Origin of the sequence: Streptomyces sp. CA-146814 (assembly GCF_050942385.1) — a bacterium.
Lineage (GTDB): Bacteria > Actinomycetota > Actinomycetes > Streptomycetales > Streptomycetaceae > Streptomyces.
The window spans coordinates 7,199,913-7,226,377 of the sequence record NZ_CP192068.1 but is presented as its reverse complement, the minus strand read 5'-3'; the positions used below and the strand labels follow the sequence as shown (position 1 = coordinate 7,226,377).

25 protein-coding genes are annotated in these 26,465 nt (G+C 71.7%); 5 read left to right on the top strand and 20 right to left on the bottom strand.

What is annotated here, in order from left to right; genetic code table 11:
• Positions 1 to 21 precede the first annotated feature (21 nt).
• From ACQP09_RS31900 to ACQP09_RS31825, 16 genes are all read right to left on the bottom strand, one after another.
• A complete protein-coding gene (locus tag ACQP09_RS31900; RefSeq protein ID WP_433406000.1) occupies positions 22 to 630 on the bottom strand; it encodes a helix-turn-helix domain-containing protein in 609 nt (202 codons plus the stop codon).
• A gap of 59 nt (positions 631 to 689) precedes the next feature.
• Positions 690 to 2,087 (bottom strand): aspartate aminotransferase family protein, encoded by a 1,398-nt coding sequence (locus ACQP09_RS31895; protein ID WP_433405998.1) that lies wholly within the window; start codon positions 2,085 to 2,087, stop codon positions 690 to 692.
• A 70-nt stretch (positions 2,088 to 2,157) separates the two neighbouring features.
• Entirely contained in the window at positions 2,158 to 3,177 is a 1,020-nt protein-coding gene (hpnH, locus tag ACQP09_RS31890; protein ID WP_433405996.1) for an adenosyl-hopene transferase HpnH, read from the bottom strand.
• Positions 3,178 to 3,182: 5 nt separating this feature from the next.
• Positions 3,183 to 3,830 carry a 1-hydroxy-2-methyl-2-butenyl 4-diphosphate reductase gene (locus ACQP09_RS31885; protein WP_433405994.1) on the bottom strand — a complete coding sequence of 216 codons (648 nt, stop codon included), beginning with the start codon at positions 3,828 to 3,830 and terminating at the stop codon, positions 3,183 to 3,185.
• Positions 3,830 to 5,830: a squalene--hopene cyclase gene (gene shc / locus ACQP09_RS31880; RefSeq protein ID WP_432148650.1), complete on the bottom strand. Its 2,001-nt coding sequence runs from the start codon at positions 5,828 to 5,830 to the stop codon at positions 3,830 to 3,832. The genes ACQP09_RS31885 and shc overlap by 1 nt, the downstream gene beginning before the upstream one ends.
• A 137-nt stretch (positions 5,831 to 5,967) precedes the next feature.
• Positions 5,968 to 7,071, bottom strand: coding sequence for a polyprenyl synthetase family protein (locus ACQP09_RS31875; protein WP_433405991.1), 1,104 nt, complete (start codon positions 7,069 to 7,071; stop codon positions 5,968 to 5,970).
• Positions 7,068 to 8,453, bottom strand: coding sequence for a hydroxysqualene dehydroxylase HpnE (hpnE, locus tag ACQP09_RS31870; RefSeq protein WP_433405989.1), 1,386 nt, complete (start codon positions 8,451 to 8,453; stop codon positions 7,068 to 7,070). The genes ACQP09_RS31875 and hpnE overlap by 4 nt, the downstream gene beginning before the upstream one ends.
• A 136-nt stretch (positions 8,454 to 8,589) precedes the next feature.
• Positions 8,590 to 9,543: a presqualene diphosphate synthase HpnD gene (gene hpnD / locus ACQP09_RS31865; RefSeq protein ID WP_433405987.1), complete on the bottom strand. Its 954-nt coding sequence runs from the start codon at positions 9,541 to 9,543 to the stop codon at positions 8,590 to 8,592.
• Positions 9,540 to 10,451: a squalene synthase HpnC gene (gene hpnC / locus ACQP09_RS31860; protein ID WP_433405985.1), complete on the bottom strand. Its 912-nt coding sequence runs from the start codon at positions 10,449 to 10,451 to the stop codon at positions 9,540 to 9,542. Before hpnC ends, hpnD begins: the two co-directional genes overlap by 4 nt.
• A gap of 420 nt (positions 10,452 to 10,871) precedes the next feature.
• Positions 10,872 to 11,657 (bottom strand): ABC transporter ATP-binding protein, encoded by a 786-nt coding sequence (locus tag ACQP09_RS31855; RefSeq protein WP_404063849.1) that lies wholly within the window; start codon positions 11,655 to 11,657, stop codon positions 10,872 to 10,874.
• Positions 11,650 to 12,579 (bottom strand): ABC transporter permease, encoded by a 930-nt coding sequence (locus tag ACQP09_RS31850; protein ID WP_433405983.1) that lies wholly within the window; start codon positions 12,577 to 12,579, stop codon positions 11,650 to 11,652. Before ACQP09_RS31850 ends, ACQP09_RS31855 begins: the two co-directional genes overlap by 8 nt.
• Before the next feature lie 101 nt (positions 12,580 to 12,680).
• Positions 12,681 to 13,553 carry a glycosyltransferase family 2 protein gene (locus tag ACQP09_RS31845; protein WP_433405981.1) on the bottom strand — a complete coding sequence of 291 codons (873 nt, stop codon included), beginning with the start codon at positions 13,551 to 13,553 and terminating at the stop codon, positions 12,681 to 12,683.
• A gap of 8 nt (positions 13,554 to 13,561) precedes the next feature.
• Positions 13,562 to 14,341 (bottom strand): CDP-alcohol phosphatidyltransferase family protein, encoded by a 780-nt coding sequence (locus ACQP09_RS31840; RefSeq protein WP_432148657.1) that lies wholly within the window; start codon positions 14,339 to 14,341, stop codon positions 13,562 to 13,564.
• A complete protein-coding gene (locus ACQP09_RS31835; protein ID WP_432148658.1) occupies positions 14,319 to 15,380 on the bottom strand; it encodes an iron-containing alcohol dehydrogenase family protein in 1,062 nt (353 codons plus the stop codon). Before ACQP09_RS31835 ends, ACQP09_RS31840 begins: the two co-directional genes overlap by 23 nt.
• Positions 15,368 to 16,105, bottom strand: coding sequence for a sugar phosphate nucleotidyltransferase (locus tag ACQP09_RS31830; protein WP_433405978.1), 738 nt, complete (start codon positions 16,103 to 16,105; stop codon positions 15,368 to 15,370). Before ACQP09_RS31830 ends, ACQP09_RS31835 begins: the two co-directional genes overlap by 13 nt.
• A complete protein-coding gene (locus tag ACQP09_RS31825) occupies positions 16,102 to 17,856 on the bottom strand; it encodes a DUF5941 domain-containing protein (RefSeq protein ID WP_433405977.1) in 1,755 nt (584 codons plus the stop codon). The genes ACQP09_RS31830 and ACQP09_RS31825 overlap by 4 nt, the downstream gene beginning before the upstream one ends.
• 317 nt (positions 17,857 to 18,173) lie before the next feature.
• On the opposite strand from ACQP09_RS31825, the gene galE reads away from it, so the two are divergent.
• The 4 genes from galE (at position 18,174) to idi (ending at position 22,517) form a co-directional block, all read left to right on the top strand.
• Positions 18,174 to 19,172 carry a UDP-glucose 4-epimerase GalE gene (galE, locus tag ACQP09_RS31820; protein WP_433405975.1) on the top strand — a complete coding sequence of 333 codons (999 nt, stop codon included), beginning with the start codon at positions 18,174 to 18,176 and terminating at the stop codon, positions 19,170 to 19,172.
• Between the two features lie 160 nt (positions 19,173 to 19,332).
• A complete protein-coding gene (locus ACQP09_RS31815) occupies positions 19,333 to 20,274 on the top strand; it encodes a cation diffusion facilitator family transporter (RefSeq protein WP_433405973.1) in 942 nt (313 codons plus the stop codon).
• Between the two features lie 221 nt (positions 20,275 to 20,495).
• Positions 20,496 to 21,776, top strand: coding sequence for a GNAT family N-acetyltransferase (locus ACQP09_RS31810; RefSeq protein WP_433405972.1), 1,281 nt, complete (start codon positions 20,496 to 20,498; stop codon positions 21,774 to 21,776).
• Positions 21,777 to 21,923: 147 nt separating this feature from the next.
• On the top strand, positions 21,924 to 22,517 hold the full coding sequence (gene idi, locus ACQP09_RS31805; RefSeq protein WP_433405970.1) for an isopentenyl-diphosphate Delta-isomerase: 594 nt from the start codon (positions 21,924 to 21,926) through the stop codon (positions 22,515 to 22,517).
• A gap of 27 nt (positions 22,518 to 22,544) precedes the next feature.
• Here idi and ACQP09_RS31800 read toward each other — a convergent pair whose 3' ends face one another.
• Positions 22,545 to 23,000 (bottom strand): ATP-binding protein, encoded by a 456-nt coding sequence (locus ACQP09_RS31800; RefSeq protein ID WP_433405968.1) that lies wholly within the window; start codon positions 22,998 to 23,000, stop codon positions 22,545 to 22,547.
• Positions 23,001 to 23,146: 146 nt separating this feature from the next.
• Positions 23,147 to 23,848: an HdeD family acid-resistance protein gene (locus ACQP09_RS31795; RefSeq protein WP_433405966.1), complete on the bottom strand. Its 702-nt coding sequence runs from the start codon at positions 23,846 to 23,848 to the stop codon at positions 23,147 to 23,149.
• 80 nt (positions 23,849 to 23,928) lie between these two features.
• Here ACQP09_RS31795 and ACQP09_RS31790 point away from each other — a divergent pair, with 80 nt between their 5' ends.
• Positions 23,929 to 24,702, top strand: coding sequence for an enoyl-CoA hydratase/isomerase family protein (locus ACQP09_RS31790; protein ID WP_433405964.1), 774 nt, complete (start codon positions 23,929 to 23,931; stop codon positions 24,700 to 24,702).
• Positions 24,703 to 24,776: 74 nt separating this feature from the next.
• On the opposite strand, the gene ACQP09_RS31785 is transcribed toward ACQP09_RS31790, so the two are convergent.
• Positions 24,777 to 25,412 carry a DJ-1/PfpI family protein gene (locus tag ACQP09_RS31785; RefSeq protein ID WP_433405963.1) on the bottom strand — a complete coding sequence of 212 codons (636 nt, stop codon included), beginning with the start codon at positions 25,410 to 25,412 and terminating at the stop codon, positions 24,777 to 24,779.
• Between the two features lie 38 nt (positions 25,413 to 25,450).
• Positions 25,451 to 26,416 carry a GlxA family transcriptional regulator gene (locus ACQP09_RS31780; RefSeq protein ID WP_433405961.1) on the bottom strand — a complete coding sequence of 322 codons (966 nt, stop codon included), beginning with the start codon at positions 26,414 to 26,416 and terminating at the stop codon, positions 25,451 to 25,453.
• Positions 26,417 to 26,465 lie beyond the last annotated feature (49 nt).

Genomic DNA, 26,465 nt, shown 5'->3' with positions numbered 1-26,465 from the left:
GCGGTGAGCGGGGCGCCGGGGTCAGCGCGTGTGGAGCGCGTTGCCGAGGCAGAGCTCGGCCGCGGGGCTCTGGAGCAGGGAGTGGACGAAGAGCAGCTCCGCCCCGCCCCGGTCCAGGGCCGCGATCCGGTGCGGGGTGAGCGAGTCGAAGTGGGCACTGTCGCCCGGGTCCAGATCGTGCACGGTCTCCCCCAGCGCGACCCGCAGCCGCCCGCCGAGGACGTACAGCCATTCCTCACCGGGGTGCACCCGCACCAGATCGCCCTGGGCGCCGTACGGGACCCGGACCCGCAGCGCCTGCATGGCGCGGCCCGAGCCGCCGGCCCGGCGGTACATCCAGCCGTCCGCCTCGGCACCCTCGAACGCGCCGCCCCGGATGACCGCCTCGCGTTCGGGCGGCTTCTCGCCGAGCAGCTCGGAGACCGTCGTACCGTAGATGCGGGCGAGGCCGAGCAGCATGGGAAGCGAAGGCTGCCGGCGGCCGGTCTCCAGCCGGGAGAGGTGGGCCGGGGAGAGTCCGGCCCGCTGGGCGGCGGTCTCCAGGGTGAGACCGCGGCCGCGGCGCAGGTCGCGCAGGCGGGGGGCGACGCCGGGGAGCTCGTCGGCCGCCCCTTCGTCCGGAGGGTTCATGTGTCCATTGGGCCAGGAACTTTCCTCCGGGGCAAATAACTTACCCCAGAGGCAAAAGCTCAGCGGTTGGCCACCGCCTGCTTGACCAGTGTCCGGCCGAAGTCCCACATCAGACCGCCGCCGCTGTGCGCATCGTCCATGACCTCGGTGAACGCCGCCACGAAGCGGTCCACCTCCGCCTCTCCGATGATCAGCGGTGGGATCAGCTTGATCACTTCCAGGTGGTCGCCGGAGACCTGGGTGAGGATGCGGTGCTTCTGGAGCAGCGGCACCACGACCATCTGGGCGAAGAGCCCCTTGCGGGCCGCCTGGAGCATGGTCCACCGGCTGCGGAGCTTCAGCGAGGACGGGCGCCCGAACTCGATGCCGATCATCAGCCCGCGCCCGCGCACCTCGTGCAGCAGCTCGTAGCGGTCCACCAGCGCGGAGAGGCGCTCCCGCAGCAGATCACCGGTGCGCCGGGCGTTGGCGACGGTCTCCTCGTCCTCCATCACCGTGAGCACCGCGAGCCCCGCCGCCATCGCCTGGGCGTTGGAGCCGAAGCTGGCGGAGTGGACGAGGACCCGGTCCATCGAGGAGTAGACCTTGCGGAAGATCCACTCCTTGCCGAGCGTCGCGCCGACCGGCACATAGCCGCCGGAGAGCGCCTTGGCCACGCAGACGAGGTCGGGCTCGACACCGTCCTCGTGCTGGTACGCGTAGAAGTCGCCGGTCCTGCCGAGCCCTGTCTGCACCTCGTCGGCGATCAGGAGCGCCTTGTGCCGGTGCAGCAGCTCCTGCGCCTCGCGGAGGAAGCCGGGCGGCGCAGCGTGCACGCCCTTGCCCTGGATCGGCTCGACGACCAGGGCCGCCACATCGCCGCGCTTCAGCTCCCGGCGCAGCGCGTCCAGGTCGCCGAGCGCGATCGGGGTGTCGGGCAGCAGCGGGGCGAAGCCTTCCTTGAAGCCGCTCTCGCCGTTGACGGAGAGGGAGCCGGTGGTGAGCCCGTGGAAGGCGTGGGTGCAGTAGAGGACGCGGGGCTTCCCGGTGGCGTACCGGGCGAACTTCAGCGCCGTCTCGACCGCCTCCGTACCGCTGTTGCCGAAGAAGACCCGGTCCAGATGCGGGCTGTGGCCGAGCAGCTTCTCGGCGAGCAGCCCCGGCAGCGGCTGGCAGTCGAAGCGGGTGAGGTCGGCGAGCTGGGCGTCGAGCACGTCGTGCAGGGCCTGGCGGACGACCGGGTGGTGCCGGCCGATGCCCATCACACCGAACCCGGCGAGCATGTCCAGGTAGTCGTTGCCCTCGGCGTCCCAGAAGTACGCGCCCTCGGCCCGCTCGTAGACCTTGTCGAAGCCGATGGTGTGCAGCATGCGCGGCAGCTGGTGGTTGAGGTGGCACGCGTGCAGTTCGTACCGCTCGTGGCCGCGCTCCGCGAGGAGCCGTTCCAGGTCGAAGCCCTGCGGCCCGCCGTCCGTCATCGCCCGTTCGTCTCCTTCGCTGCGTGTTACGAGGGGGCCGGGTGCGGCCGGCCCCCTCACCGTCACGACGTCACCGGTTCCCGCCGACGCTCTCCCGTGCCGCGCGCAGCGACTCCTTGAGCGAGCCCATCGTCGCGAGGACGGCGGTGGGTTCGTAGCCGCAGTGCGCCATGCAGTTGGCGCAGCGCGGGTCCTTGCCCCGGCCGTACTTCTCCCAGTCGGTCTCCTCGATGAGCTGACGGTACGTCGGTACGTAGCCGTCGCTCATCAGGTAGCAGGGGCGCTGCCAGCCGAAGAGCGAGTAGTTGGGGATCGCCCACGCGGTGCACGGGAAGTCCGCCTTGCCTTCCAGGAAGTCCAGGAAGAGCGGCGAGTGGTTGAGCCGCCAGCGGGCCCGGTTGCCGCCCGCGAAGGCCTTCTTGAAGAGTTCGCGGGTCTGCTCGACGCCGAGGAAGTGCTCCTGGTCGGGCGCCTTCTCGTAGGCGTAGGCGGGCGAGATCATCATCTCGTCGACCTTCAGGTCGTCGTTGAGGTAGTTGAGGACCTCGATGATGGTCTGCGGGGTGTCGGTGTTGAAGAAGGTGGAGTTGGTGGTGACGCGGAAACTGCGCGCCTTGGCCTCCTTCATCGCGGCGACGGCCTCGTCGAAGACGCCTTCCTTGGCGACCGACTCGTCGTGCCGCTGCCGCAGCCCGTCGATGTGCACGGCGAAGGCGAAGTAGGGCGACGGGGTGAACTTGTCGAGCTTCTTGCGCATGAGCATCGCGTTGGTGCAGAGGAAGACGTACTTCTTCTTCGCGACGAGCTGGCGCACGATCTCGTCGATCTGCGGATGCATCAGCGGCTCGCCGCCGGCGATGGAGACCATGGGGGCACCGGATTCGAGCACCGCGCCCACTGCCTGGGCGACCGGCATGCGCTGCTTCAGGACACCGGCCGGGTGCTGGATCTTCCCGCACCCCTCGCAGGCGAGGTTGCAGGCGAACAACGGCTCCAGCTCGACGATCAGCGGGAACTTCTCACGCTTGCGGAGCTTCTGTTCGAAGAGATACGTCGCGACCTTGATGGACTGGCGGAGCGGCATGGCCATCTGGCTCACCTCCTGGGGAGCAGTAAAGATCGGTGCCATTCGTAGAAAGCCGGAAGGACGGCACGGAGAACACGGAAGGCCGATATTCCACCGCGAACCGTGCCGATACGGACGAGCTCATGCTCTGGAGCGTCCACGACCACCCGGACGGCCGCAACCGGGCGCGGCCCGTGGCACAGGGCGGTACGCAGTGTCGCTGCGGACTCCATGTCCACCGCGACGGCCCCGGTGGCCCGCAGTGCGGCCCGCTCCGGGCCGCGTACGACGTGGTCGGAGCCGGTGAGCGGGCCGGTGTGCACGGCTGAGCCGGGCGCGGCCCGGGCCAGGGCGGCGACCAGCAGCCCGGTGCCGGTGCAGGGGGTGGCGCCGTCCGCGTCCCGGGTCTCCTCGGCGACGACGAGGTCGCCGGGGTGCATGCCGGGGGCGAGGCCGGCGCAGAAGCCGGAGGCCATGACGGCGGCGTCCGGTACGCCACCGGGGGCGAGGGCGCCCGCCACGGCCGCCTCCGCCGCGCGGGGGCCCATGCCGGTCCGCAGGACCCGTACCGGGCCGCCGGCACGCTTGCCGCTGCGCAGGGCCAGCTGCTCGATGCCCAGCGCGCAGGCGACCAGCAGCGGCGCCTGGGAGGCCCTGGGCCCCGGTGCGTCGGCCATCAGGCGCCCTTGGCCACGCCCGTACGGTCGGCGAACGGGTCGCCGTACACGTACCGCCCGAGGGCCGTCAGAGGGAAGACCTGGCGGTAGAGGTGGTAGTTGATCGAGAAGTCCCACGGGAAGCCGGTGCCGGTGAAATACGGCTCGTCCCAGGAGCCGTCCGCCTGCTGCGCCTCGGTCAGCCAGGTGACCCCGCGCGCCACGGCCAGACTGTCTCGGCGGCCCGCGGCGAGCAGGGCGAGGAGTGCCCAGGCGGTCTGCGAGGCGGTGGACTCACCGTGCCCGATCCACTTCTCCTCCGTGTACGAGCGCAGGTCCTCGCCCCAGCCGCCGTCGTCGTTCTGCACGGACTCCAGCCAGGTCACCGCCCGGCGGATCGAGGGGTGCGCGGCGGGCAGTCCGGCGGCGACCAGCGCGGGCACCACCGACCCCGTCCCGTACACGTAGTTGACGCCCCAGCGGCCGAACCAGGCGCCGCACGCCTCCTGTTCGGCGAGCAGCCACTCGATGCCGCGTCGCGTACGGGGGTGGCTGCCGAGCCCTTCGACGGCGAGCATCTCCACCACATGGCCGGTGACATCGGCCGACGGCGGGTCGATGACCTCGCCGAAGTCGCAGAACGGCAGGCGGTTGGGGAACGGGCTGGTGTTGTCGGCGTCGAACGCGCCCCAGGCCCCGTTGCGGGACTGCATCCCGAGGTTCCAGCGCACCCCGCGTTCGATGGCGGCTTCCAGCCGGGCGGGGTCGGGGTGGCGCACCCGGCGCAGTGCCAGGACGACTTCGGCGGTGTCGTCGATGTCCGGGTAGTTGTCGTTGTGGAACTCGAACGCCCATCCTCCGGGCGCCAGTTCGGGTTTGCGTACGGACCAGTCGCCGGGCCGGGTGATCTCCTCGGCCAGCATCCAGTCGGCGGCTTTCACGAGCGCCGGGTGGTCGGGTCTGAGTCCGCCGTCGACCAGCGCGATGGTGGCCAGGCAGGTGTCCCAGACGGGCGACTGGCAGGCCTCGACCATCCGGGCGCCGTCCTCGCGGTGGACGGCGAACCGGTCCAGCGAGGCCAGCCCGGCCTTCATCACCGGGTGGTCCAGGTCGTAGCCGAGCAGGTGCAGCGCGATGATCGAGTAGACGGCCGGCGGCTGGATGCCGCCCCAACAGCCGTCGTTCTCCTGGCGTTCGACGATCCACCGGGCCGCCACGTTCATCGCGATCCGGCGCAGCGGGCGCGGTGCGACCTTGTGGTAGAGGTGCAGGCCCTTGTCCAGCCGCTGGAAGAGGCCGTCCCAACTGGCCGCCGGAGCAAGCTTCCTGGCCGGATTGGGCTCGGCGGGATCGGTGTGCAGCTCGTCCAGGGCGAAGGGCGCGGGCCGCACCGGACGCTTGGCGGAGACGATGGTCAGCGGCACGATGGTCTGGCGGGCCCAGCAGCCGAAGTCGTAGATGTTGAGCGGGACCCACTTGGGGAAGAACATCAGCTCGGGCGGGAGTTCGGGGAGGTCGTCCCACTTCCACCAGCCGAACAGGGCCAGCCAGATCCGGGTGAAGACGCGCGCGGCCGCGATGCCGCCCTGCTCCCTGATCCAGCCGGAGGCGCGGGCCATGTGCGGTTCGTCGGGGCGGTCACCGGCCAGCCGCAGGGCCACGTAGGCCTCGATGGTGGCGGAGAGGTCGCTCGGTCCGCCGTAGAAGGTGTTCCAGGTGCCGTCGCCGAGCTGTTCGCCGCGGATGAAGAGGGCGGCGGCCCGGGTGGTCTCCGGGTCCTGGATCCCGAGGAACTGGCGCAGGAGCAGGTCCTCGGCGTCCATCGTGACGTTGGTGGCCAGGTCGCCCTTCCACCAGCCCTGCTCGTCCTGCCGTCCGAGGAGGTGGGCCACGGAGCGTTCCGCGGCCTGCCGCGCGGCGGCGAGCACGTCGTCCGCGGCGGTGGTCGTATCGGCCGGATGTGCTGCCGGAGGCGCGGAGAAGTTCGCGGCCCCGGTCGATCCGTCGGTCGTCGCTGTCATGAGCTTCCCCTTACGTGCAGTGGTTTCTCTGCTGTGCTGGGGTCTCCGTCGGCCGGCGCCCTGGTCAGGGCGCCGGCCGGCGACTGCGAGTCATATACGGGTGCTGATCACCGTTTCCGCACCACCACGGGTGCTGATCACCGTTTCCGCACCACCACGAAGTCGGCGAGCGCGGTGAGCTGCGCCCGCACCCGGTGCGGCATGTCGACACCGTGCAGCGCCTCGATGGCGACCGCGTGCTGCCTGCGGGCCTCCTGTGCGGTCCACTCGCGGCCGCCCGCCTCCTCGATGAGCGCCGCGCGGGCGGCGAACTCCTCTTCGGAGAAGCTGTCGAAGTCGTTGCTCTTGGCGTCGGCGGCGAGCAGCTCGCCCAGTCGCTCGGAGGCCGGTCCGCCGGCGGCGAGCGCGGCGACGACCGGGAGGGACTTCTTGCGCTGGCGCAGGTCGCTCCAGGTCTGCTTGCCGGTGGCCTCCGGGTCGCCCCAGATGCCGAGCAGGTCGTCGACGGCCTGGAAGGCGAGGCCGAGGTGGTAGCCGTACGCCTCCAGGGTGTCGGCGGTGCGGTCGTCGGCGCCGCCGAGCACCGCGCCGATGGAGACCGCGCAGGCGAGCAGGGCGCCGGTCTTGTTGCCCTCCATCTCCAGGCACTCCTCGACGGTGACCCGCTCGCGGTGCTCGTAGGAGATGTCCTGGGCCTGGCCGTCGATGAGCTTGCGGGTGGCGGAGGTCAGCCGGCGGGCCGCGCGGCCCGCCTCGACCGTGCCGAGCTCCAGCAGGACGTCGTAGGCCAGCGCGAAGAGCGCGTCGCCGACCAGGATCGCCTGGGCGGGGCCGTGCACCTTCCATACGGTGTCGCGGTGGCGGCGCTGCTCGTCGCCGTCCATCAGGTCGTCGTGCAGCAGCGAGAAGTTGTGCACGAGCTCGACGGCCACGGCGCCGGGGACGCCCGCCTCGGCGGGGGCGCCCGCCGCTTCGGCCGACAGCAGGGCGAGCGCCGGGCGCACGGCCTTGCCGCCGTCGCCGTCCGAGGGCCGTCCCTCGGCGTCGATCCAGCCGAAGTGGTAGGCCGCGACGGTGTCCATGGGCGGCGCCAGCCGGTCCACGGCAGCCCGCAGGACCGGCGCTGACAGGGCTCGTCCACGCTCCAGAAGCGCGGTGACGTCCGTGGTCTGGTCCACGGTGTCGGAAGCCGGATTCGCCGGGGTCACTGACTCTCCTCTTGTTCCGGTGGTACTGCTCATGCCGCCTCCTGCAGCGGATGTCCATGGGGGCGGCCGAGGTCGTGGAGGGCCGCGTCGGCGGCCTGGAAGCCGCTGCGCACGGCACCCTCCATCGTCGCGGGCCAGCCGGTGGCGGTCCAGGCGCCCGACAGGTGGAGTCCGGGCGCTCGCGTCCGGGGTCCGGGGCGCAGCGCGCCGACGCCGGGGGCGGGCGCGAAGGTGGCGGTGCGCTCGCGGGTGACGAAGAAGTCCCGGATGCCCGCGCCGCGTGCTGCCGGCAGGAGCCGCTCCAGCTCGGGGAGGTAGCGCTCGCGCAGCTCGGCGACGGGGAGGTCGATCTCGTCCTGGGCGGCGGACTGGGAGACCGCCAGATACTGGCCGGGGCCCTTGAGCCCCGAGGAGTGCGTACGGTCGAAGACCCACTGGACCGGCGAGCCGATCGCCGCGAAGAAGGGGCGGCGCAGCACCTTGCGGTCGTAGACGACGTGCACGTTGAGGATGGGCGCGTTGTCGATGTCCAGGAGCAGGTCCGGCTCGTCCAGTGCGCCGGCGGGCAGCAGGTCGTAGGTCTCGTGCTGCGGTACGGCGAGGACGACGGTGTCGGCGGTGATCCGCTCCCCCGCGCTCTCGACGCTCCAGCGGCCGTCCTCGGTGCGGGTCAGCGACCCCACCTTGGCGCGCAGCTCGGTGCGGACGCCCGCGGTGTCCAGGGCCTTGCGGGCGAGGGTGTCGTGCAGCTCGCCGAGCGGCACGGTGGCCCAGCCGATGTCGGCGGCGCCGGGCTCGGAGAGCAGGCCGGTCTTGAAAACCTTGGCGGCCAGTGCCATGGAGGCGTTCGGCGCGGTGGCGTTGAGGGTGGCGACGCCGACGAGGTCCCAGAGGGCCTCGATGGTCCGCTCGGACTGGCCGTGCTGCCTGAGCCAGGTGGCGAAGTCGATGCGGTCGAGCGCCGGGTCGGCGGGGTCGAGGCGGCCGAGCGCGAGGGCGGCGCGGCCGACGTTCGCCTTCTCGGCGAGGGAGAGGTGCGGGTAGGCCGCGAGGCCGCCGGCGAGGTGCAGCGGTACGGGCAGGCCGGTGCGGCGGATCCGGCCGAGGCGGGGTCCGGCGGCGCGGCCGACGTCCAGGACGGGGACGTCCAGGCGGTCCTGGAGCGGGGCGAGGTGGGCGGCGTCGACGCGGTCGAGGAACCAGCGGTAGCCGGTGCAGCAGCGCAAGTAGACGTGCTGGCCGTTGTCGACGGTGAGGTCGCCGCGCTGGAAGGAGAAGGCGAGGCCGCCGAGGCGGGGCCGCCCTTCGAGCAGCGTGACGTCGAGGCCGGCGTCGGCGAGCCGCAGGGCCGCGGTGATGCCGGCGAGGCCGCCTCCGACGACGACCGCGACGGGGCGCGGGGTCTCGTCGCTCATGCCTGCCCCTCTCGCCGGGCCGTCTTCGATCGCCGGACCGTCGCCGATCGCCGGGTCGTCCCGGAAGGAATCGTCGCAGTCGTGGACGCGTGCGGCCACCGGAGGGTTGACCGGGCGCCGGGCGTGCCGGAGCGCATCAGGCCCGCCCCCGGGAGGTCAGGCGCGAGATGTGGCGGGCGTCCAGGCCGGAGAGGCCGCGCACCGCGACGTACGCCTTCTCGTGGCCGGGCAGTGAGACGCGGCCGCGCAGTACGGCCTCCGGGTCGCGCTCGATGCGGTCCAGGAGGCGGCGGTAGATCCCGGCCATGGCGGCGACGCAGGCGCCGCTGCGGCGGTCCAGCATCGGCAGCAGGCGGTACCCCTCCGCGAACAGGGCCCGGGCCCGGCGCACCTCGAAGTGGATGAGGCCCGCGAAGTCGGAGCCGGGCGGCGGGGTGGACCGCAGGAATCCGGCCGAGCAGCCGAACTTGGCCAGGTCGTCGGCGGGGAGGTAGGTGCGCCCGTTGCCGGCGTCCTCGCGGACGTCGCGCAGGATGTTGGTGAGCTGGAGGGCGAGGCCGAGCGTGTCGGCGTACTCCGGGGCCCGCTCGGCGCCGGGCGCGCCCGGTTCCGTACCGAAGACGCCGAGGCTGAGGCGGCCGATGGCACCGGCGACGCAGCGGCAGTACGTCTTCAGGTCGTCCCAGGTCTCGTAGGTCGCGCCGCGCACGTCCATCAGGACGCCGTCGATCAGCTCGTCGAGTCCTTCCAGCGGGAGCGGGAAGCGGCGGGCGGCATCGGAGAGGGCGACGGCCACCGGGTCGGTGTCGTCCTCCTCGACCTTGCCGTGCCGGACCCGGTCGAGCAGCTCGCGGGTGCTCTCCAGCCGGGTCCGCTTGGTCGCCGGGTCGAGCTCGCCGTCGCCGATGTCGTCGACGCGGCGGGAGAAGGCGTACAGCGCCGACATGGCCTGCCGCTTCTCGTACGGCAGCAGCCTGATGCCGTAGGCGAAGTTCCGGGCCTGCTGTCCGGTGACGGCCTCGCAGTAGCTGTATGCGGCCTGTACCGGTGGCGACTTGTCCGTCGTCTGTCCCTCCACGGTCAAGCTCACCCCTCTCTACGCGCTCTTCGCAGGACGACTGCGACTTCGCGCAGCATGCTGGGCTTGGTGGGCTTGGGTGGTCCGGGCAGGACGTCGAACCCGGCGGCCGAGACCGCTGTGAGGGCGGCGCGGCCGCCGCCGACGAATCCGGCGAGCAGGAACTTCAGTCTGCCGTCGACGCTCCCCACCAGGGGAATTCCGTCCTCCAGCAGCTCGCTCGCGCGCTGTGCCTCGTACGCGATCAGGGCGCGGACCGAGGCTCCGGCGGACGGGACGGCCAGGTCGGCCTCGGTGACCCGGAAGCGGTCCATGTCCTCGGCGGGCAGATAGATCCGGTCACGCGCGAGGTCCTCGGCGACGTCCTGGAGGTGCTCGACGATCTGGAGCGCGGTGCAGACCGCGTCGGAGCGGCGTACGCGCTCCGGGCTGGTGGTGCCGGTGAGAGCGAGGACGAGGCGGCCGACCGGGTTGGCGGAGAGCTCGCAGTAGGCGGCGAGCTCCGCGTAGGTGGCGTAACGGCGGACCTTCTGGTCCTGCCGGTTGGCCTCGATCAGGCCGAGGAAGGGTTCGGGGGTGAGCGCGCGGCGCCGCACGGTGGGGCGCAGGGCGCGGAGCAGGGGGTGGTGCGGCTCCTGGCCGGTGGTGGCGAAGACCCGGTGCAGGTCGGTCTCCAGCGCGTCGAGCAGGGCGAGCCGGTCGTCGCTCTGCTCCGGCTCCAGGCCCAGGTGGCGGGCGTCGGCGCCGCCGGGGGCGAGGTCGCCGTCGCCGATGTCGTCGACGAGCCGGGCGTAGCCGTAGACCGCCATCAGGTCGTCGCGCCAGGCGCGGGGCAGGAAGAAGGGGGCCACGGGGAAGTTCTCGTCCGCGGCCTTGCCGAGCGTGGCGTGGCCGGTGCGCGCCTCGGGCGTGGAGGTCACTGCGGACCGCCCGGCGCGGGGACGGCGGAATCACGTCGGAGCTGGAGATTTTCCGTCATTGCCGTCACATCTCCCGTTCTACACTGCTGACCCAAAACATCCCTTTTCGGACACGCCGCTCGTTCTTCCGAGTGCACTGCGGCACAGCGGGCGGAGCGCCGGGGGCGGATCGCCCCACTTGCCATGAATCAGCACCGCTACAGCTTACGTTGTACAGCTCACAGGGGTGCGCGGGGGTGGAGCGCCCGGGGCGCCGACACCGCACCCGCTCGTCAACCTTGCTCGTACGCCGGTGGATTGACGTCATCCGCCGGGAGGAGATCACCCCCAAGCGCTACTGCGGGTGGCCTCCACCGGCCCCGGACACCGCTGTGGCCCCCACCGGAAGCGGTCCGGTGGAGGCCACGGATGGCTGGGAAACTACTTGCCCGTCTCTCGTTCGTACGCCTTGAGGACTTCCTCGGTGGGGCCGTCCATCAGGAGTTCGCCCTTCTCCAGCCAGAGCGCCCGGTCGCAGGTGTCCCGGATCGACTTGTTGTTGTGGCTGACCAGGAAGACGGTGCCCGCCTCCTTGCGGAGCTCGCGGATCCGCTGCTCGGAGCGGACGCGGAACTTGTGGTCACCGGTGGCCAGCGCCTCGTCGATCATGAGGACGTCGTGGTTCTTGGCGGCGGCGATGGAGAAGCGCAGGCGGGCCGACATGCCGGAGGAGTACGTCCGCATCGGCAGGGTGATGAAGTCACCCTTCTCGTTGATGCCGGAGAAGTCCACGATCTCCTGGTAGCGGGAGCGGATCTCGGCCTGGGTCATGCCCATGGCCAGGCCGCCCAGCACCACGTTGCGCTCGCCGGTGAGGTCGCTCATCAGCGCCGCGTTCACGCCGAGCAGCGAGGGCTGGCCGTCGGTGTAGACCCGGCCGGACTCGGTCGGCAGCAGGCCGGCGATGGCCCGCAGCAGCGTGGACTTCCCGGAGCCGTTGGTGCCGATGAGGCCGATGGCCTCGCCGCGGTAGGCGGTGAAGGAGACGCCGCGTACGGCGTGCACCTTCCTGACCCCGCGCGGCTCGCCCTTGCCGCGGCGCATCATGCGGCTCAGCGCCGCGGTGGCACTGCCCCGGCCACCGCCGGTGCCGTTGACCCGGTAGACGATGTGGACATCGTCGGCGATGACCGTGGGAATCCGGCCCTGCTTGTTGTCCTCAGCCACGGCCGTACCGTTCCTCTGCCTTCCAGAAGTACACGAATCCTACGACGCTCAGCAGCACGGCCCAGCCGAGGCCGACGGCCCAGACGTGGTCCGGCAGGTTCTCGGAGCCGTAGCCGTCGATCAGCGCGAAGCGGACCAGGTCCATGTAGACGGCCGCCGGGTTGTACTGGAGCACGTCGGCGATCCACGCCGGCTTGTCCTTGAGCATCACCGGGATGGAGAACATCACGCCCGAGGCGTACATCCAGGTCCGGGTGACGAACGGCATCAGCTGCGCGAGGTCGGGCGTCTTGGAGCCGAGCCGCGCCATGACGAGGGCCAGGCCGGTGTTGAAGAAGAACTGGAGGATCAGGGCGGGGATCACCAGGAGCCAGGACGGCGAGGGGTAGCTGCCGAAGACGATGGCGACCGCGACCAGCACGATCATCGAGAACAGCAGCTGCTGGAGCTGCTGGAGCGAGAAGGAGATGGGGAGCGAGGCCCGGGGGAAGTGGAGGGCCCGGACCAGTCCGAGGTTGCCGGAGATCGACCGGACGCCCGCCATCACGGAGCTCTGGGTGAAGGTGAAGACGAAGACGCCGGTGACCAGGAACGGCACGAAGACGTCGTGGGGAATCCCCTCCCTGGTCCCCAGGATGAGCCCGAAGATCAGGTAATAGACAGCGGCGTTCAGGAGAGGGGTGACCACCTGCCACAGCTGGCCCAGTTTGGCCTGGCTGTACTGCGCGGTCAGCTTGGCCCGGGAGAAGGCCAGGATGAAGTGGCGCCGGCCCCAGAGCTGTCGCAGATAGGCGAGCAGTCCAGGCCGGGCACCGCTCACGGTCAGGCCGTACTTGGCGGCCAGCTGGGCCGCGCCGAGGCCCTCGTCGGCGGACGGCGGGGCCCCGAGGGCCACCCCGGCGTCGTGGGTCGTGTCACTCACAAGTTGAAACTCTCGTCTTCACGCGCAGCCAGTCGCGGGCGCGGCTCAGGCGGACAGGTCCCGGAAAGAAAATACGCCTCATGCTCTCAGAGGAAAGCTTCTCAGATGACCGGAGGTCGCCCCAGCCGCGTCAGCCGCCACACCGTACGCCACTTCATCGGGCGGCGCGGCCCGCAGGGCGTCGCCCAGCCCTCCCGGAAACCGCCGAACCAGGCCTTCAGCGCGGGGGGTGACGGGCGCCTGACCAGCGTCAGCAGCAGCCAGACCCCGAGGTAGAGGGGGATCAGCGGGGCGGGCAGGTTCCGGCGGGCCAGCCAGACCCGGTTGCGGGCCACCATGCGGTGGTGGACGGCGTGCCGGGAGGGGGCCGTGGTGGGGTGGTGGAGGACCAGGTCCGCGCGGTAGTCGATCATCCAGCCGGCGTCCAGCGCCCGCCAGGCGAGGTCGGTCTCCTCGTGGGCGTAGAAGAACTGCTCCGGCAGCGGGCCCGCCTCGGCGAGGACTCGGGTGCGTACGGCGTTGGCGCCGCCGAGGAAGGTCGTCACGCGGGAGGAGCGCATCGGGTCGGCCGCCCGGAGCCGGGGCACGTGGCGGCGCTGGGTGGCGCCGGTGTCCGGGTCGGTGATCCGGAAGGTGATGATGCCGAGCCGCTGGTCCGCCGCGAACGCCTGACGGCAGAGCTCGGCGGTGTCCCGGTTCGGGAGCAGCCCGTCGTCGTCGAGGAAGAGCAGGGCGTCCACGTCCGCGCCGGACGGGCCGAACGCCTCGATGCCGACGTTGCGGCCGCCGGGGATGCCGAGGTTCTCCGGCAGCTCCACCGTCCGTACCCCGGCCGGCACGGGCCCGACCGGGGCGCCGTTGCCGACCACCACGACCTCGATCCGGTCGCCGTCCTGCGCGAGGACCGAACCGAGGAGGGCGCGGAGGTCGTCGGGGCGGTCGCCCATGGTGATGATCACCGCGCCCAGTCTCATGGCAGAGGTCACTTCAGCCTGCTGGACGCCAGCACGGAGACGAGGTGGAGCAGGGTCTGCAGGAGTGCGATGCCGGCCAGGACGGCGGTGGCGAGGCGGGTGTAGAAGAGGTCGCCGCCGATGGTGTCCAGGATCGCGACGAGCAGGATGAGCAGCGAGGCCTCGATCCCGAGGATCAGCCGGTGGAACTTGAGCGCTCCGGCCGCGCGGCGGGCCAGCGCCATGCCGGAGGAGCGCGGCTCGGAGGCCGCCTCCTTGACCGGCGGCAGCCCGCCCTGGTGGCGCGCGACGCCGACCAGGTCCGTCTCGGCCTTGATCATGATCGCGCCGAGCGCGGCGAGCGTGCCGAGGAAGGCCCAGAGCCAGTCGATCCGGCCCTCGCCCCAGATGTCGGCGGCACGCAGGCCGAGGCCGACGAGGACGGCCGCGTCGCACAGGTAGGCGGCGACCCGGTCCAGGTAGACCCCGCTCAGTGAGTACTGCTTCTTCCAGCGGGCCAGCTCGCCGTCGACGCAGTCGAAGAGCAGGTAGAGCTGGACCATGAGCACACCGAGGAGGGCGCCCGGTATGCCGGGCACCAGCAGGGCCGGTGCGGCCAGGACTCCGGCCAGCGTCATCACGTACGTGACCTGGTTCGGCGTGACCTTGGTGTTCACCAGGTAGCGGTCCACCCGCAGGGAGACCTCACGCATGTACAGGCGGCCGGCCCAGTGCTCGCCGCTGCGCCGGTCCTTCACCCCCGGAGGGTGCACGACCGGACGGAGTTCAGCTACTGATGGTCGAGGCATAGTCGGCGTACGCGTCCCTGATCTGGTCGGTGGACAGGTTGAGGTGCTCCAGGACGGTGAAGCGTCCCGGTCGGGTCTGCGGCGCGTAGTCGACGGCCCGGATGAACTCGTCGACGGTGAACCCGATCTCCTCGGGCAGCACCGGCAGACCGTGGCGGCGCAGGGTCGATGCCATCTGGAGGGCCTCCTGACGGGCACCGCGCAGATGCATGGCGAAGCAGGCGCCGATGCCGACCTGCTCGCCGTGGCTGGCCGCCCGCTGCGGGTACAGCAGGTCGAAGGCGTGGTTGATCTCGTGGCAGGCGCCGGAGGCCGGACGGGAGTCGCCCGCGACGGACATCGAGATGCCGGTCAGCACCAGCCCCTCGGCCAGCACCTTGAGGAAGGCGTCGTCGCCGACGCCGCCGGGGTGGCGCAGCACGGCCTCGCCGGCCTGGCGGGCCATGGCGGCCGCGAGTCCGTCGATCTCCTCGCCGTTGACCTCGTGGGCCAGCTCCCAGTCGGCGACGCAGGAGATGTTCGAGACGGCGTCACCGATGCCGGAGCGGACGTACCGGGCGGGCGCCTCACGGATCACGTCGAGGTCGATGACCACGGCGATCGGCGTGGGCACGCCGTAGGAGCCGCGTCCGTTGTCGTTGTCCAGCGTGGCGACCGGCGAGCAGAGGCCGTCGTGCGAGAGGTTCGTCGCGACGGCGACCAGGGGCAGCCCGACCCGCGCCGCGGCGTACTTCGCCACATCGATGATCTTGCCGCCGCCGAGGCCGACCACCGCGTCGTACCGGGTGCCCTTGATCTCGTCGGCGAGCTTCACCGCGGAGTCGATCGTGCCGTCGCGGACGGCGTACCAGTCGGCGCCCGGCAGGACCGGGGCGAGCCGCTCCTTGAGGGCGCGCCCGGAGCCGTCGCTGATCGCGATGGCGAGCTTGCCCGAGGAGGAGATCCGCTGATCGGCCAGGAGACCCGCCAGATCGTCCATGGCGCCGCGCCGGATGTCGACGACGACCGGGGACGGAATGAGCCGGGTCAGTACTGGCACGCGATCTCCCGGCCCTTCTTCAGGTCGTCGTGGTTGTCGATCTCGACCCAGGTGACGGTGCCGATCGGAGCCACGTCGACGGTGAAGCCGCGGTTGACGAGCTCCTGGTAGCCGTCCTCGTAGTAGAGGTCGGGGTCGCGCTCGAAGGTGGCCTTCAGCGCGTCGGCGAGCTCCTCGGCGGCCTCGGGCTCGATGAGGGTGACGCCGATGTACTCACCGGTCGCGGTGGCCGGGTCCATCAGCTTCGTGATGCGCCGGACGCCCTCGCCCTCCTCGGTGATGACCTTCATCTCCTCGTCGGCGAGGCTCTTCTCGGTGTCCAGCGCGAGGATGATCCTCCGGCCCTCGCCCCGGGCGTCCAGGAGGGTCTTCTCGACGGAGACCGGGTGCACGGTGTCGCCGTTGGCGAGGATCACGCCGCGCTTGATGACGTCACGCGCGCACCACAGGGAGTAGGCGTTGTTCCACTCCTCGGCCTTGTCGTTGTCGATGAGGGTGAGGGTGACGCCGTACGTCGCCTCCAGCTCGGCCTTGCGGGCGTAGACGGCCTCCTTGCGGTAGCCGACGACGATCGCGACCTCGGTGAGTCCGACCTCGGCGAAGTTGGCGAGCGTCAGGTCGAGGACCGTCCTGTCGCCGTCGACCGGGACGAGCGCCTTGGGGAGCGTGTCCGTGTAGGGGCGCAGACGTCGTCCTGCACCGGCTGCCAGTACGAGGCCGATCATGCGAGTTCTCCTTCGTCGTGTACGGCGGGCGCCGAGGAGGACACCCAGAAGCGGATGGACTCCACGAGCACCACCAGAGCCACGGCGACCGCGAGGACGGTGAGAGCCGTGGTGAAACCTGAGGTGTGGGTGAGTACGGCGGCGAGAACGGCCACCAGCGCGGTACGGCCCTCGTGGCCACCGATCGTCCGCACCAGCCACTGGGGCGGTGCGCCGGTGCCTCCGCGAATGCGGTAGACCGTGTCGTAGTGGTGGTAGGCGACGGCCGAGACGAGTCCGAAGGCTGCCGGAACGGCGTGCGGTACGTCGCTGCGGGCGGCCAGCACGAGGATCGTGACGTACTCCGCCGCCCGGAAGAACGGCGGCACCAGCCAGTCGAGCGCACCCTTGAGGGGGCGGGCGACGGCGAGGCCGGAGAGCAGGACGTACACGGCCGCGGCGGCGACGGTGAGCGGGCTGCCGTACGGGAGGAAGAGAGCGGCGCCGACCATCACGAGGGTGCCGAGCAGAGCGACGGCGGGGGCCGTGAACGCGCCCCGCAGGCCGGCGGCGACCGCGGCGACTCCCTGGGCCAGGGGGCCGGAGTCGGCGAGGTCCGCCAGAGCCTGGGCGGCGCGGTCGGTGCGGCCGGCCTTGCGGGTCAGCGAGCGCAGGAGGCGGCCGGCGGTGGTGTAGCAGGCGGCGAGGGCGCAGCCGGCGAGCAGGGCGTAGAAGACGGTGCGGGGGGTGGTGAGCGCGGTGAGCACCGCGATCATGGCCCAGCGCTCGCCGATCGGCAGCACGATCATCCGGCGCGCCCAGACCGTCCAGCCGACGCTGTCGAGCTTGTCGGAGAGCGCGGCGGTGGGGCTGGTGTTGGCGACCGCGTCGTGGTTGGCCTCGTTGAACGAGAAGTCCACGACGTGGCGGCAGGCCTGGAGGACCATCGCGCCGAGCGCCAGGACCCATACGTCGTCACCGCCTCGGGCGGCGCCGATGGCGAGGCCGGCGTAGTACGCGTACTCCTTGGCCCGGTCGAACGTGGCGTCCAGCCAGGCGCCCATCGTGGAGTACTGCAGCGAGTAGCGGGCGAGCTGCCCGTCGGCGCAGTCCAGGACGAAGGAGACCAGGAGCAGGATCCCGGCGGCGACGTAACCGCCCCGGGTGCCGGTGGCCGCGCTGCCCGCCGCGATGAGCGCGGTGATCAGCGAGGCGGTGGTGACCTGGTTCGGCGTGAGGCCCCGGCGGGCGCACCAGCGGGCGATGTAGCGGGAGTAGGGGCTGATGCAGAAGGTGGTGAAGAAGCCGTCGTGGGCCTTGACCGCGCTGCGCAGCCGTACGGCTTCGTCGTCGACGGAGGCGACCCCGGCCTCGGCCGCGGCCTGCTGTTCGGGGTCGGTGGGGACGGCGGCGACGAGCGAACCGAGGGCGGGGCGCTGTACGGCGGTGCCTTCGGCCTCCAGCGCGACGGCGATGCGGCCGGGGACGGTGCGGTCCTCGGGTGCCGGGTCGGTGTCCGGGGCGACGACGGGCGCGCCGGCGCCGACCGCGGCCGTGGTGCGGTGCAGCGCGCGCAGCAGGGCCGGCCGGGCCTGGGGCTGGGCGGTGAGCGCACCGGGGACGGTGGCGGCTGGGAAGCGCGGGTCGGTCAGGCCGAGCCGCAGCGCGTGGAGGTGACCCACGAAGCGCGGGTCGACGAGGGCGACCCGGCGGTCGGCCGGGACGGCGGCGAGGAGTGCTGCGGCGTCACCGGCGTCGGCGGCGCTGAGCACGTCGAAGCCCAGGGACCTCAGATCGTCCGCGAGCGACGACCCGGGTACCGGCGTACCGGTGAGGATGGCGGTCGACAGACGAACTCACTCCTTGGCACTGACGGTGGACGACACTCGGCAGCACGGCCACGAGGCGGGCCGGCGGCATGTCGGCTGAGGCTATCGGATGAACGGAAGGCCGAGTTCACCACCCGTTTGCGCGCTGTTCGGGTGGCTCCGACCGGGCCGGTTCCCTCGGCGATCATCATCCTTGATCGGTGCCCCGGCCGACAAACCGCCGGTCGGGCCGGACGAATGTGACGCTTAGGCTGACGGTCATGACATGGCTGATCACAGGTGGAGCGGGTTACATCGGGGCACACGTGGCGCGGGCCATGGTCGCGGCGGGCGAGCGGGTCGTGGTGGTCGACGACCGCTCGACGGGCGTCGTGGACCGGCTGCCGGAGGCCGTCACGCTGGTGGAGGGCTCGGCCTCGGACCGGGCACTGCTGGACCGGGTGCTGGCCGAGCACCAGGTGAGCGGTGTGGTGCATCTCGCGGCGAAGAAGCAGGTCGGCGAGTCCGTGGAGAAGCCGCTGCTGTACTACCGGGAGAACATCGCCGGGCTGACGGTGCTGCTGGAGGCCGTGGTCGCTGCCGGGGTGCGGCGCTTCCTCTTCTCGTCGTCGGCGGCCGTCTACGGCGTACCGGACGTCGACCTCGTCACGGAGGAGACGCCCTGCCTGCCGATCAACCCGTACGGCGAGACGAAGCTCGCCGGCGAGTGGCTGGTGCGGGCCACGGGCAAGGCGCACGGGATCTCGACCGCCTGTCTGCGGTACTTCAACGTGGCGGGCGCGGCCGGGCCCGAGCTGGCGGACACCGGGGTCTTCAACATCGTCCCGATGGTCTTCGACCGGCTGACCAGGGGCGAGGCCCCGCGGATCTTCGGCGACGACTACCCCACGCCCGACGGCACGTGCATCCGTGACTACATCCACGTCGCCGACCTGGCCGACGCCCACCTCGCCGTGGCACGGAAACTCGGCGTGCGCGAGGGCGGCGATCTGACGCTGAACGTCGGCCGGGGCGAAGGCGTGTCAGTACGGGAGCTGATCGACGTGATCACCGAGGTGACCGGGTACGCGGTCGAGCCGGTGGTGGAGCCGCGCCGTCCCGGTGACGCGGCGAAGGCGGTCGCCTCGGACGCGCGGATGGTCCGGGAGCTGGGCTGGACGGCCCGCCGGGACGTCCGCTCGATGGTGGGGTCGGCGTGGGAAGGGTGGTGCCTGCACCACCCGGAGGCACGTACCGACGCCCACGGCGGACGCCCGTAAACGATCACGTCAGCGCTCTGACCTGCGGAACGTTTCCGCAGGTCAGAGCAGATGACAACGGTGTTCAGTCCCGTGTTGCCCGATACCCCCCACCCGTAGTTCACTGGCGTCGTCGGGCGGTTTCGCCGGGCACCGTCGCACGGAGCTGGAGGCGTTTCGCATGGGGGCTGGCCACGATCACGGGCACACGCACGGCGGGCCGCCTCCGACCGGCACGGCGGCCGCCGCGTACCGGGGCAGGCTCCGCGTCGCCCTGGGGATCACGCTGAGCGTGATGGTCATGGAGATCGTCGGCGGGGTCTTCTCCGACTCGCTGGCCCTGATCGCGGACGCCGCCCATATGGCCACCGACGCCCTGGGGCTCGGGATGGCACTGCTCGCCATCCACTTCGCCAACCGGCCGGCCGGGCCGAACCGCACCTTCGGCTTCGCCCGCGCCGAGATCCTGGCGGCGCTCGCCAACTGTCTGCTGCTGCTGGGCGTCGGCGGCTTCCTGATCTTCGAGGCGGTCGACCGGTTCATCACCCCGGCCGAGACCAAGGGCGGCCTCGCCATCGCGTTCGCCACCGTCGGCCTGGTCGCCAACATCGTCTCCCTCTCTCTGCTGATGCGCGGACAGAAGGAGAGCCTCAATGTGCGCGGCGCCTATCTGGAGGTGCTGGCGGACACCCTGGGCTCGGTCGCCGTGATCGTCTCGGCGGCCGTCATCATGGCGACCGGCTGGCAGGCCGCCGACCCGATCGCCTCGCTGGTGATCGGCCTGATGATCGTCCCCCGCACGGTGAAGCTGCTGCGGGAGACGCTGAACGTGCTGCTGGAGTCGGCGCCCAAGGGCGTGGACATGGCGGAGGTACGGGCTCACATCACGGCGCTGCCCGGTGTCCTGGGCGTCCATGACCTGCACGCCTGGACGATCACCTCCGGCATGCCGGTGCTCTCCGCGCATGTGGTGGTGCGCCAGGAGATGCTCGACTCGATAGGGCACGAGAAGGTGCTGCACGAGCTGCAGGGCTGCCTCGGCGACCACTTCGACGTGGAGCACTGCACCTTCCAGCTGGAGCCGAGCGGTCACGCGGAGCACGAGGCGCATCTCTGCCACTGAGGCGGTCGAGGTGGTGGTGCTAGGCTGGATCGCTGAGACGTTCGAGTCTCACCGTGGACGACTCCCGGACACACCGGGACCTTTCGAGAGGAGCTGAGGTTGATGACGGTCGCGACGACGTCTTCCCGGCGCGGCAATCGTTCTTCCCTCATCTCCCGGGTTTCCGGCTAGGTCCACCTTTCCCGGATCAGCCGGAGCCCTCGCACGCAAGGGTTCCCACGTTGACCGACCACACCGACGACGCCTCGCGCACCGAGGCGTTCTTCACCCTGCACCACCGTCTCCCCCGCCAGAGCCCCGGCTCCGACGCCACCACGCGCCGGCTGCTCGCTCTGGCCGGCCCTCTCCCCGACCGTCCGCGCGTCCTCGACCTGGGCTGCGGTCCGGGCCGCGCCTCGCTGCTGCTCGCCGCCGAGGCGGGCGCCGAGGTGACCGCGGTCGACCTGCACCAGCCGTTCCTGGACGAGCTGGACGAGGCGGCGAAGGCGCGCGGCCTGGGCGACCGTATCCGTACGGTCCGGGCCGACATGGGCGACCTCACCGGCCCCGGCTTCCCGGCCGGCTCCTTCGACCTGATCTGGGCCGAGGGGTCGGCGTACTGCATCGGCTTCGCCACCGCCGTACGCGACTGGCAGCGGCTGCTCGCTCCGGGCGGCGCGATGGTGGTCTCCGAGTGCGTCTGGACCACCGACGCGCCCTCGGCCGGGGCGCGCGACTTCTGGGACCGCAACGGCTCCCTGCGCACCCGGCCCGAGACCACCGCGGCGGCCGTCGCCGCGGGCTGCACGGTCTCGTCGGTCCTGCTCCAGCCCGACAGCGACTGGGACACGTACTACGTCCCGCTCGCCGAACGGGTGGAGAGCGCCGGTCCCACGGCTCCCGGCATGTCTCCCGGTATGGAGTGGGCGCTCGCGGCCACCCGTGAGGAGCTGGCGGTACGGCGTGAGTACGGCGCGGAGTACGGCTACGCCGCGTACGTGCTGCGCCCGGCCGACCCCCGCTGGACCACCCGGCCGGAGACGGCGGCGGACCGGGAGGCCGTGCACGCGGTCAACTCGGCCGCCTTCCCGACCCGGGACGAGGCCGACCTCGTGGACGCCCTGCGCGCCGACGCCGAGGCCTGGCTGCCGGGGCTGTCGTACGTCGCCGAGGCGCCGGACGGGTCCGTGGCGGCGTACGCGCTGCTGACCCGGTGCCGGATCGGGGACGCTCCGGCGCTCGCGCTGGCCCCGGTCGCCACCTCGCCCGCCTACCAGCGGCAGGGCGCCGGGCAGGCCGTGGTGCGGGCGGCGCTCGATGCGGCCCGGGTGCGCGGAGAGGCGCTGGTGGTGGTGCTCGGTGATCCCGACTACTACGCGCGCTTCGGTTGCGTACCCGCTTCCCGGTACGGGATCCGGGCCGGGTTCGCGGTGCCGGACGAGGCGATGATGGCGCTGGTCCTGGACGATTCCGTTCCGGTTCCGGTGGGCATGATCCGCTATCCGGCGGCTTTCGGGGTCTGACGGCCCGTCCGGCCCGCCGCGCTCACCGGGCGCGGCGGGCCGGACATGCCCGGACCCGAAGTACGGACAAGCGGCTTTTGTACGGCAGACTTGGCCGGACTCGAGGGGTCCGGCGCACGAGGCCGGGGACCACAGACAAGGATGGGTATGCCGACCACACCAGCCACCGCGACGCACAGCTCGTCGAACGGCACCGCAGAAGCGATCATGCTCGAACTGGTCGACGAGAACGGCACCACCATCGGCACCGCGGAGAAGCTGGCGGCCCACCAGGCCCCCGGGCAGCTGCACCGCGCGTTCTCCGTCTTCCTCTTCGACGAGCAGGGACGGCTGCTGCTCCAGCGCAGGGCGCTCGGCAAGTACCACTCCCCCGGCGTCTGGTCGAACACCTGCTGCGGCCACCCCTACCCGGGCGAGGCCCCCTTCGCGGCGGCGGCCCGGCGTACGTACGAGGAGCTGGGCATCGCGCCCTCGCTGCTCGCGGAGGCGGGCACGGTCCGCTACAACCATCCGGACCCGGCCTCGGGCCTGGTGGAGCAGGAGTTCAACCACCTGTTCGTGGGGATGGCGCAGGAGGCGCTGAAGCCGGACCCGGAGGAGGTCGGCGAGACGGCGTTCGTGACGGCGGCGGAGCTGGCGGAGCGGCATGCCGAGGCGCCGTTCTCGGCGTGGTTCATGACGGTGCTGGACGCGGCGCGTCCGGCGATCCGTGAGCTGACGGGTCCGTCCGCGGGCTGGTGAGCCTCGCGCGGATCGCGTACGGGGCGGTCAGAGCTGCGTCTTCAACGGCAGCGCCGCCCAGATGATCTTGCCGCCGCCGGCGGTGTGCTCCACGTCGCAGGTCCCGCCCGCCTCCGCGGTGACCTCCTTGACCAGCAGCAGTCCGCGACCGCCGGTCTGCGCGTAGTCCGTCTCCAGCGCGGTGGGCCGGTAGGGGTGGCTGTCCTCGACCGAGACTCTGACCCAGTCGGCCCCGATGGCCACCTCGACCGCCAGCTCGGGCGAGAGCAGCGCCGCGTGCTTGACGGCGTTGGTGACCAGCTCCGAGACGATCAGCAGCAGACCCTGGAGGATGTCCTCCTCGATCGGCACGCCCTGGCGGTTCAGAAGGTCGCGCACGGCGTGCCGGGACTGGGGCACGGACACATCCACGGCGGGGGCGGTGAAGCGCCACACCCCCTCGTACGACACGGGATCGGCAGGGGCACTCCCGAGGCTCTCCATCGTCCGGCACCAGCTCTCACTCGCACTGCACTGACCGTCGAGTAAAGAGTGTTGGGAATGGCTTGGTCCGTACCGTGCCACTGATCGGAAATAGCTGTGTATCGGCGCTATTTGACCGAAGGCGCGCGATGGCGCCAGGTGGCAGCCTACTTCTGACCGTCTCCCGGGGCCTTGGGCGTACGGTCCGTAGTCGGGCCGGGTGCATCGAGCCGATCGTCGGGCCGGCCTTCCAGCTGCTCCGAGACCATGCTGACGATGCGCCGGCCGCCGACCCCGATGGCGATGAGGCCGAGGCCGTCGAAGAGCAGGGCCAGCGAGAAGAAGACGCCGAGAACGTACAGGCTGCTGTGCGGCCAGTCGAATAGCACCAGCAGGCCCAGCAACAGCCCGAAGGCGCCTTGCAGCAGCGTCCACCCCATCTGAGGGCCACGGACCACGACGCTGCCGACCAGCCGGAACACTCCGCCGGTCAGGAAGAGCAGCGCGGCGAACATGGTCAGCGCCTCGGCGGTTCCTTCCGGGTGGCGGATGACCACGACACCGGCGGCGAGGTTCAGCGCGGCGACCACGACGCCGAGCCAGAAGTAGTTGGTGCCGCGCGACTCGATGGCGTGCGCCAGGCCGACGAGACCGCCGATCAGCAGCAGCCAGCCGAAGAGCAGCATCGAGGTGAGGGTGGCGACGCCGGTGTAGATCAGGCCGATGATGCCCGCGATCACCAGCAGCGTGCCGAGGAGGGCGAGCCAGCTGAAGCTGCGGGTGAGCTTTCTGCCCTCGGCGGTGGGTCCGCGCTTACCGCCCTGGGTGCCGGGTCCGTGCTTCCTGCCCTCGGCGGTGGGTCCGTTCATCGACAGCTCCTTACGGTGCGTGTCCGCTTCGCGACCCCTTCTTGATCATAGGTTCGAACCCTGCGGATAGCATCCGGCGCATGGACCGTACGGAACCCCAGCTGCTCTGCTCGGTCGACGACGGAATCGCCACCGTCGTGATCAGCCACCCCGCCAAGCGCAACGCCATGACCACCGCGATGTGGCGCGGCCTGCCGCAGCTGCTGGAGCGGCTGGCCGCCGACCCGGCGGTCCGGGTGCTGGTGCTGACGGGCGCCGGGGACACCTTCTGCGCCGGGGCGGACATCTCCACGCTGCGGGAGAGCGCCGGGGACGCGCAGGCGCTGGCGGTGGCCGCCGAGGAGGCGCTCGCCGCCTTCCCGCGGCCGACGCTCGCCGCGGTGCGCGGCTACTGCGTGGGCGGCGGCAGTCAGCTCGCGGCCGCCTGCGATCTGCGGTTCGCGCAGGAGGGCGCCCTGTTCGGCGTCACGCCCGCCAAGCTCGGCATCGTCTACCCGTCCTCCTCCACCCGGCGGCTGGCCGGCCTGGTCGGTCCGGCCACGGCGAAGCACCTGCTCTTCTCCGGCGAGCTGATCGACACGGAGCGGGCCCTGCGCACCGGACTGGTGGACGAGGTGCTGCCGGCCGGCGGCCTGGACGAGCGGGTGGCGGCGTACGCGGAGGTGCTGGCCTCGCGCTCCCAGCTGACGCAGGCGGCGGCGAAGGAGTTCGCGGCCGGGCGGCAGGACCGGGACGCGTACTGGACCGGCCAGGCGCAGGGCAGCGGCGACACCGCGGAGGGGGTCGCCGCCTTCCTGGAGCGGCGGGAGCCGAAGTTCACGTACACGACGGGCTCGACGGGCCCTGTGAGGTGACGAGCCCTAAGAGGTGACGCGCGCTCCATAGGGTCACGCGTCGGCCTTAAAGGGATCACGCGGTCGATCGGGTCCTACTGGGTGACGTGTCGGCTCTTGGCGCGCCATTCCTCCACCAGTGCCGCCGGAGCCTTCTCCGGCGACCCGCAGTCGTACGGCGGCTGCGGGTCGTACTCGGTGAGCAGCTGCACCGAGCGGGCCGTGTCGTCGCCCGCGATCCGGCCGAGCAGGGTGAGGCCCATGTCGATGCCGGAGGAGACCCCGGCGGCGGTGACGTACTTCCCGTCGAACACCACCCGCTCCCCCGTCGGCTCGGCGCCGAACTCCTTCAGCGCCTCCAGCGCCAGCCAGTGCGAGGTGGCCCGCCGGCCCCTCAGCAGCCCGGCCGCCGCCAGCAGCAGCGAGCCGGTGCAGACGGAAGTCGTCCAGGTGGTGGTGGCGTCCACCGCGCGCAGCCAGCCGAGCAGCGCCTCGTTCTCCATCTGGGCGCTCTGCCCCGGACCGCCCGGCACGATCACCAGATCGGGTGACGGGACCTCGGCGAAGGTCTGGTGGGCGACGAGCTGGAGGCTGCCGCTGTCGTTGGCCACGGGGCCGGTCCGCTCGGCGACGAAGACGACCTCGGCGCCGGGGGCGCGGCCGAGGATCTCGTACGGTCCTACCGCGTCCAGGGCGGTGAAGCGGTCGAAGAGCGCGATGGCGATCTGCACGGGGCTGCCTTTCGGTGGACGGGTCAGGTCAGGTCGGGTCAGGTGGTGGTGGAGACCGGGGTACGGAAGCGGCGGCGGTACTCCGCCGGTGCCGTGGCGAGGGCCTTCACGAAGGCGCGGCGCATGGCCTCCGGCGTCCCGTAGCCGCTGGCGCGGGCGACCTGTTCGACGGGGTCGGAGGTGTCCTCCAGGAGCCTGCGGGCGTGCTCCAGGCGTACGCGGTCCACGTACCGCCCCGGTGTCATCCCGGTCTCCTCCCGGAACGCGCGGGCGAAGTGCCGGGGCGAGAGCCGGGCGCGGGCCGCGAGGGATTCCACGGCGAGGTCCGCGTCCGGGTGCTGGGTGATCCAGTGCTGGACCTCGCGCAGCGGTTCGCGGTGTGCCGTCTGCGCGCTGAGCTGGGCGCTGAACTGGGCCTGGTTGCCGGGGCGGCGCAGGAAGACGACGAGGTGGCGGGCGACGGTCAGCGCGAGGTCCCGGCCGTGGTCCTCCTCGACCAGCGCGAGGGCCAGGTCGATGCCGGCGGTGACGCCCGCCGAGGTGGCCAGCCGTCCGTCCCGTACGAAGATCGGGTCGGGGTCGACGTGGACGGCCGGGTGGTCGCGGGCGAGCTGTGCGCAGTAGTTCCAGTGGGTCGTCACGCGGTGGCCGTCCAGGAGGCCCGCCTCGGCCAGCAGCAGGGCCCCGGTGCACACGGAGACCAGCCGCTCCGCCTGCCCGGCGTGGGCCCGCAGCCAGGCGGTCAGCTCCGGGCGGGGGTCGCGGGTGCCGTGTCCGCCGGGGACCAGCAGCGTGTGCGGTACGGGTGCCTCGGCGAGGCTGCCGTCAGGGACCAGGGCCAGTCCGCTGCTCGTGCGGACCGGGCCGCCGTCGAGCGAGGCGGTGCGCAGGTCGTAGGCGACGCCCGGTGCCCGGGAGGCTCCGGCGAAGACCTCCATCGGACCGGTCACGTCGAGGCTCTGGACGCCGTCGAAGAGGACGGCGAGCACGGTTCGCTGGGTCACGCCTGTCATCCTGGGCGGTGAGCGGCGGTGGCCGCAATGACGAGTACCC

Bases quoted from the DNA above. Each gene is read 5' to 3' on its own strand.
- ACQP09_RS31900 (WP_433406000.1), bottom strand. From the start codon at position 630: ATGAACCCTCCGGACGAAGGGGCGGCCGACGAGCTCCCCGGCGTCGCC.
- ACQP09_RS31895 (WP_433405998.1), bottom strand. From the start codon at position 2,087: ATGACGGACGGCGGGCCGCAGGGCTTCGACCTGGAACGGCTCCTCGCG.
- hpnH (WP_433405996.1), bottom strand. From the start codon at position 3,177: ATGGCCATGCCGCTCCGCCAGTCCATCAAGGTCGCGACGTATCTCTTC.
- ACQP09_RS31885 (WP_433405994.1), bottom strand. From the start codon at position 3,830: ATGGCCGACGCACCGGGGCCCAGGGCCTCCCAGGCGCCGCTGCTGGTC.
- shc (WP_432148650.1), bottom strand. From the start codon at position 5,830: ATGACAGCGACGACCGACGGATCGACCGGGGCCGCGAACTTCTCCGCG.
- ACQP09_RS31875 (WP_433405991.1), bottom strand. From the start codon at position 7,071: ATGAGCAGTACCACCGGAACAAGAGGAGAGTCAGTGACCCCGGCGAAT.
- hpnE (WP_433405989.1), bottom strand. From the start codon at position 8,453: ATGAGCGACGAGACCCCGCGCCCCGTCGCGGTCGTCGTCGGAGGCGGC.
- ACQP09_RS31845 (WP_433405981.1), bottom strand. From the start codon at position 13,553: ATGAGACTGGGCGCGGTGATCATCACCATGGGCGACCGCCCCGACGAC.
- ACQP09_RS31840 (WP_432148657.1), bottom strand. From the start codon at position 14,341: ATGCCTCGACCATCAGTAGCTGAACTCCGTCCGGTCGTGCACCCTCCG.
- ACQP09_RS31830 (WP_433405978.1), bottom strand. From the start codon at position 16,105: ATGATCGGCCTCGTACTGGCAGCCGGTGCAGGACGACGTCTGCGCCCC.
- galE (WP_433405975.1), top strand. From the start codon at position 18,174: ATGACATGGCTGATCACAGGTGGAGCGGGTTACATCGGGGCACACGTG.
- ACQP09_RS31815 (WP_433405973.1), top strand. From the start codon at position 19,333: ATGGGGGCTGGCCACGATCACGGGCACACGCACGGCGGGCCGCCTCCG.
- idi (WP_433405970.1), top strand. From the start codon at position 21,924: ATGCCGACCACACCAGCCACCGCGACGCACAGCTCGTCGAACGGCACC.
- ACQP09_RS31800 (WP_433405968.1), bottom strand. From the start codon at position 23,000: ATGGAGAGCCTCGGGAGTGCCCCTGCCGATCCCGTGTCGTACGAGGGG.
- ACQP09_RS31795 (WP_433405966.1), bottom strand. From the start codon at position 23,848: ATGAACGGACCCACCGCCGAGGGCAGGAAGCACGGACCCGGCACCCAG.
- ACQP09_RS31790 (WP_433405964.1), top strand. From the start codon at position 23,929: ATGGACCGTACGGAACCCCAGCTGCTCTGCTCGGTCGACGACGGAATC.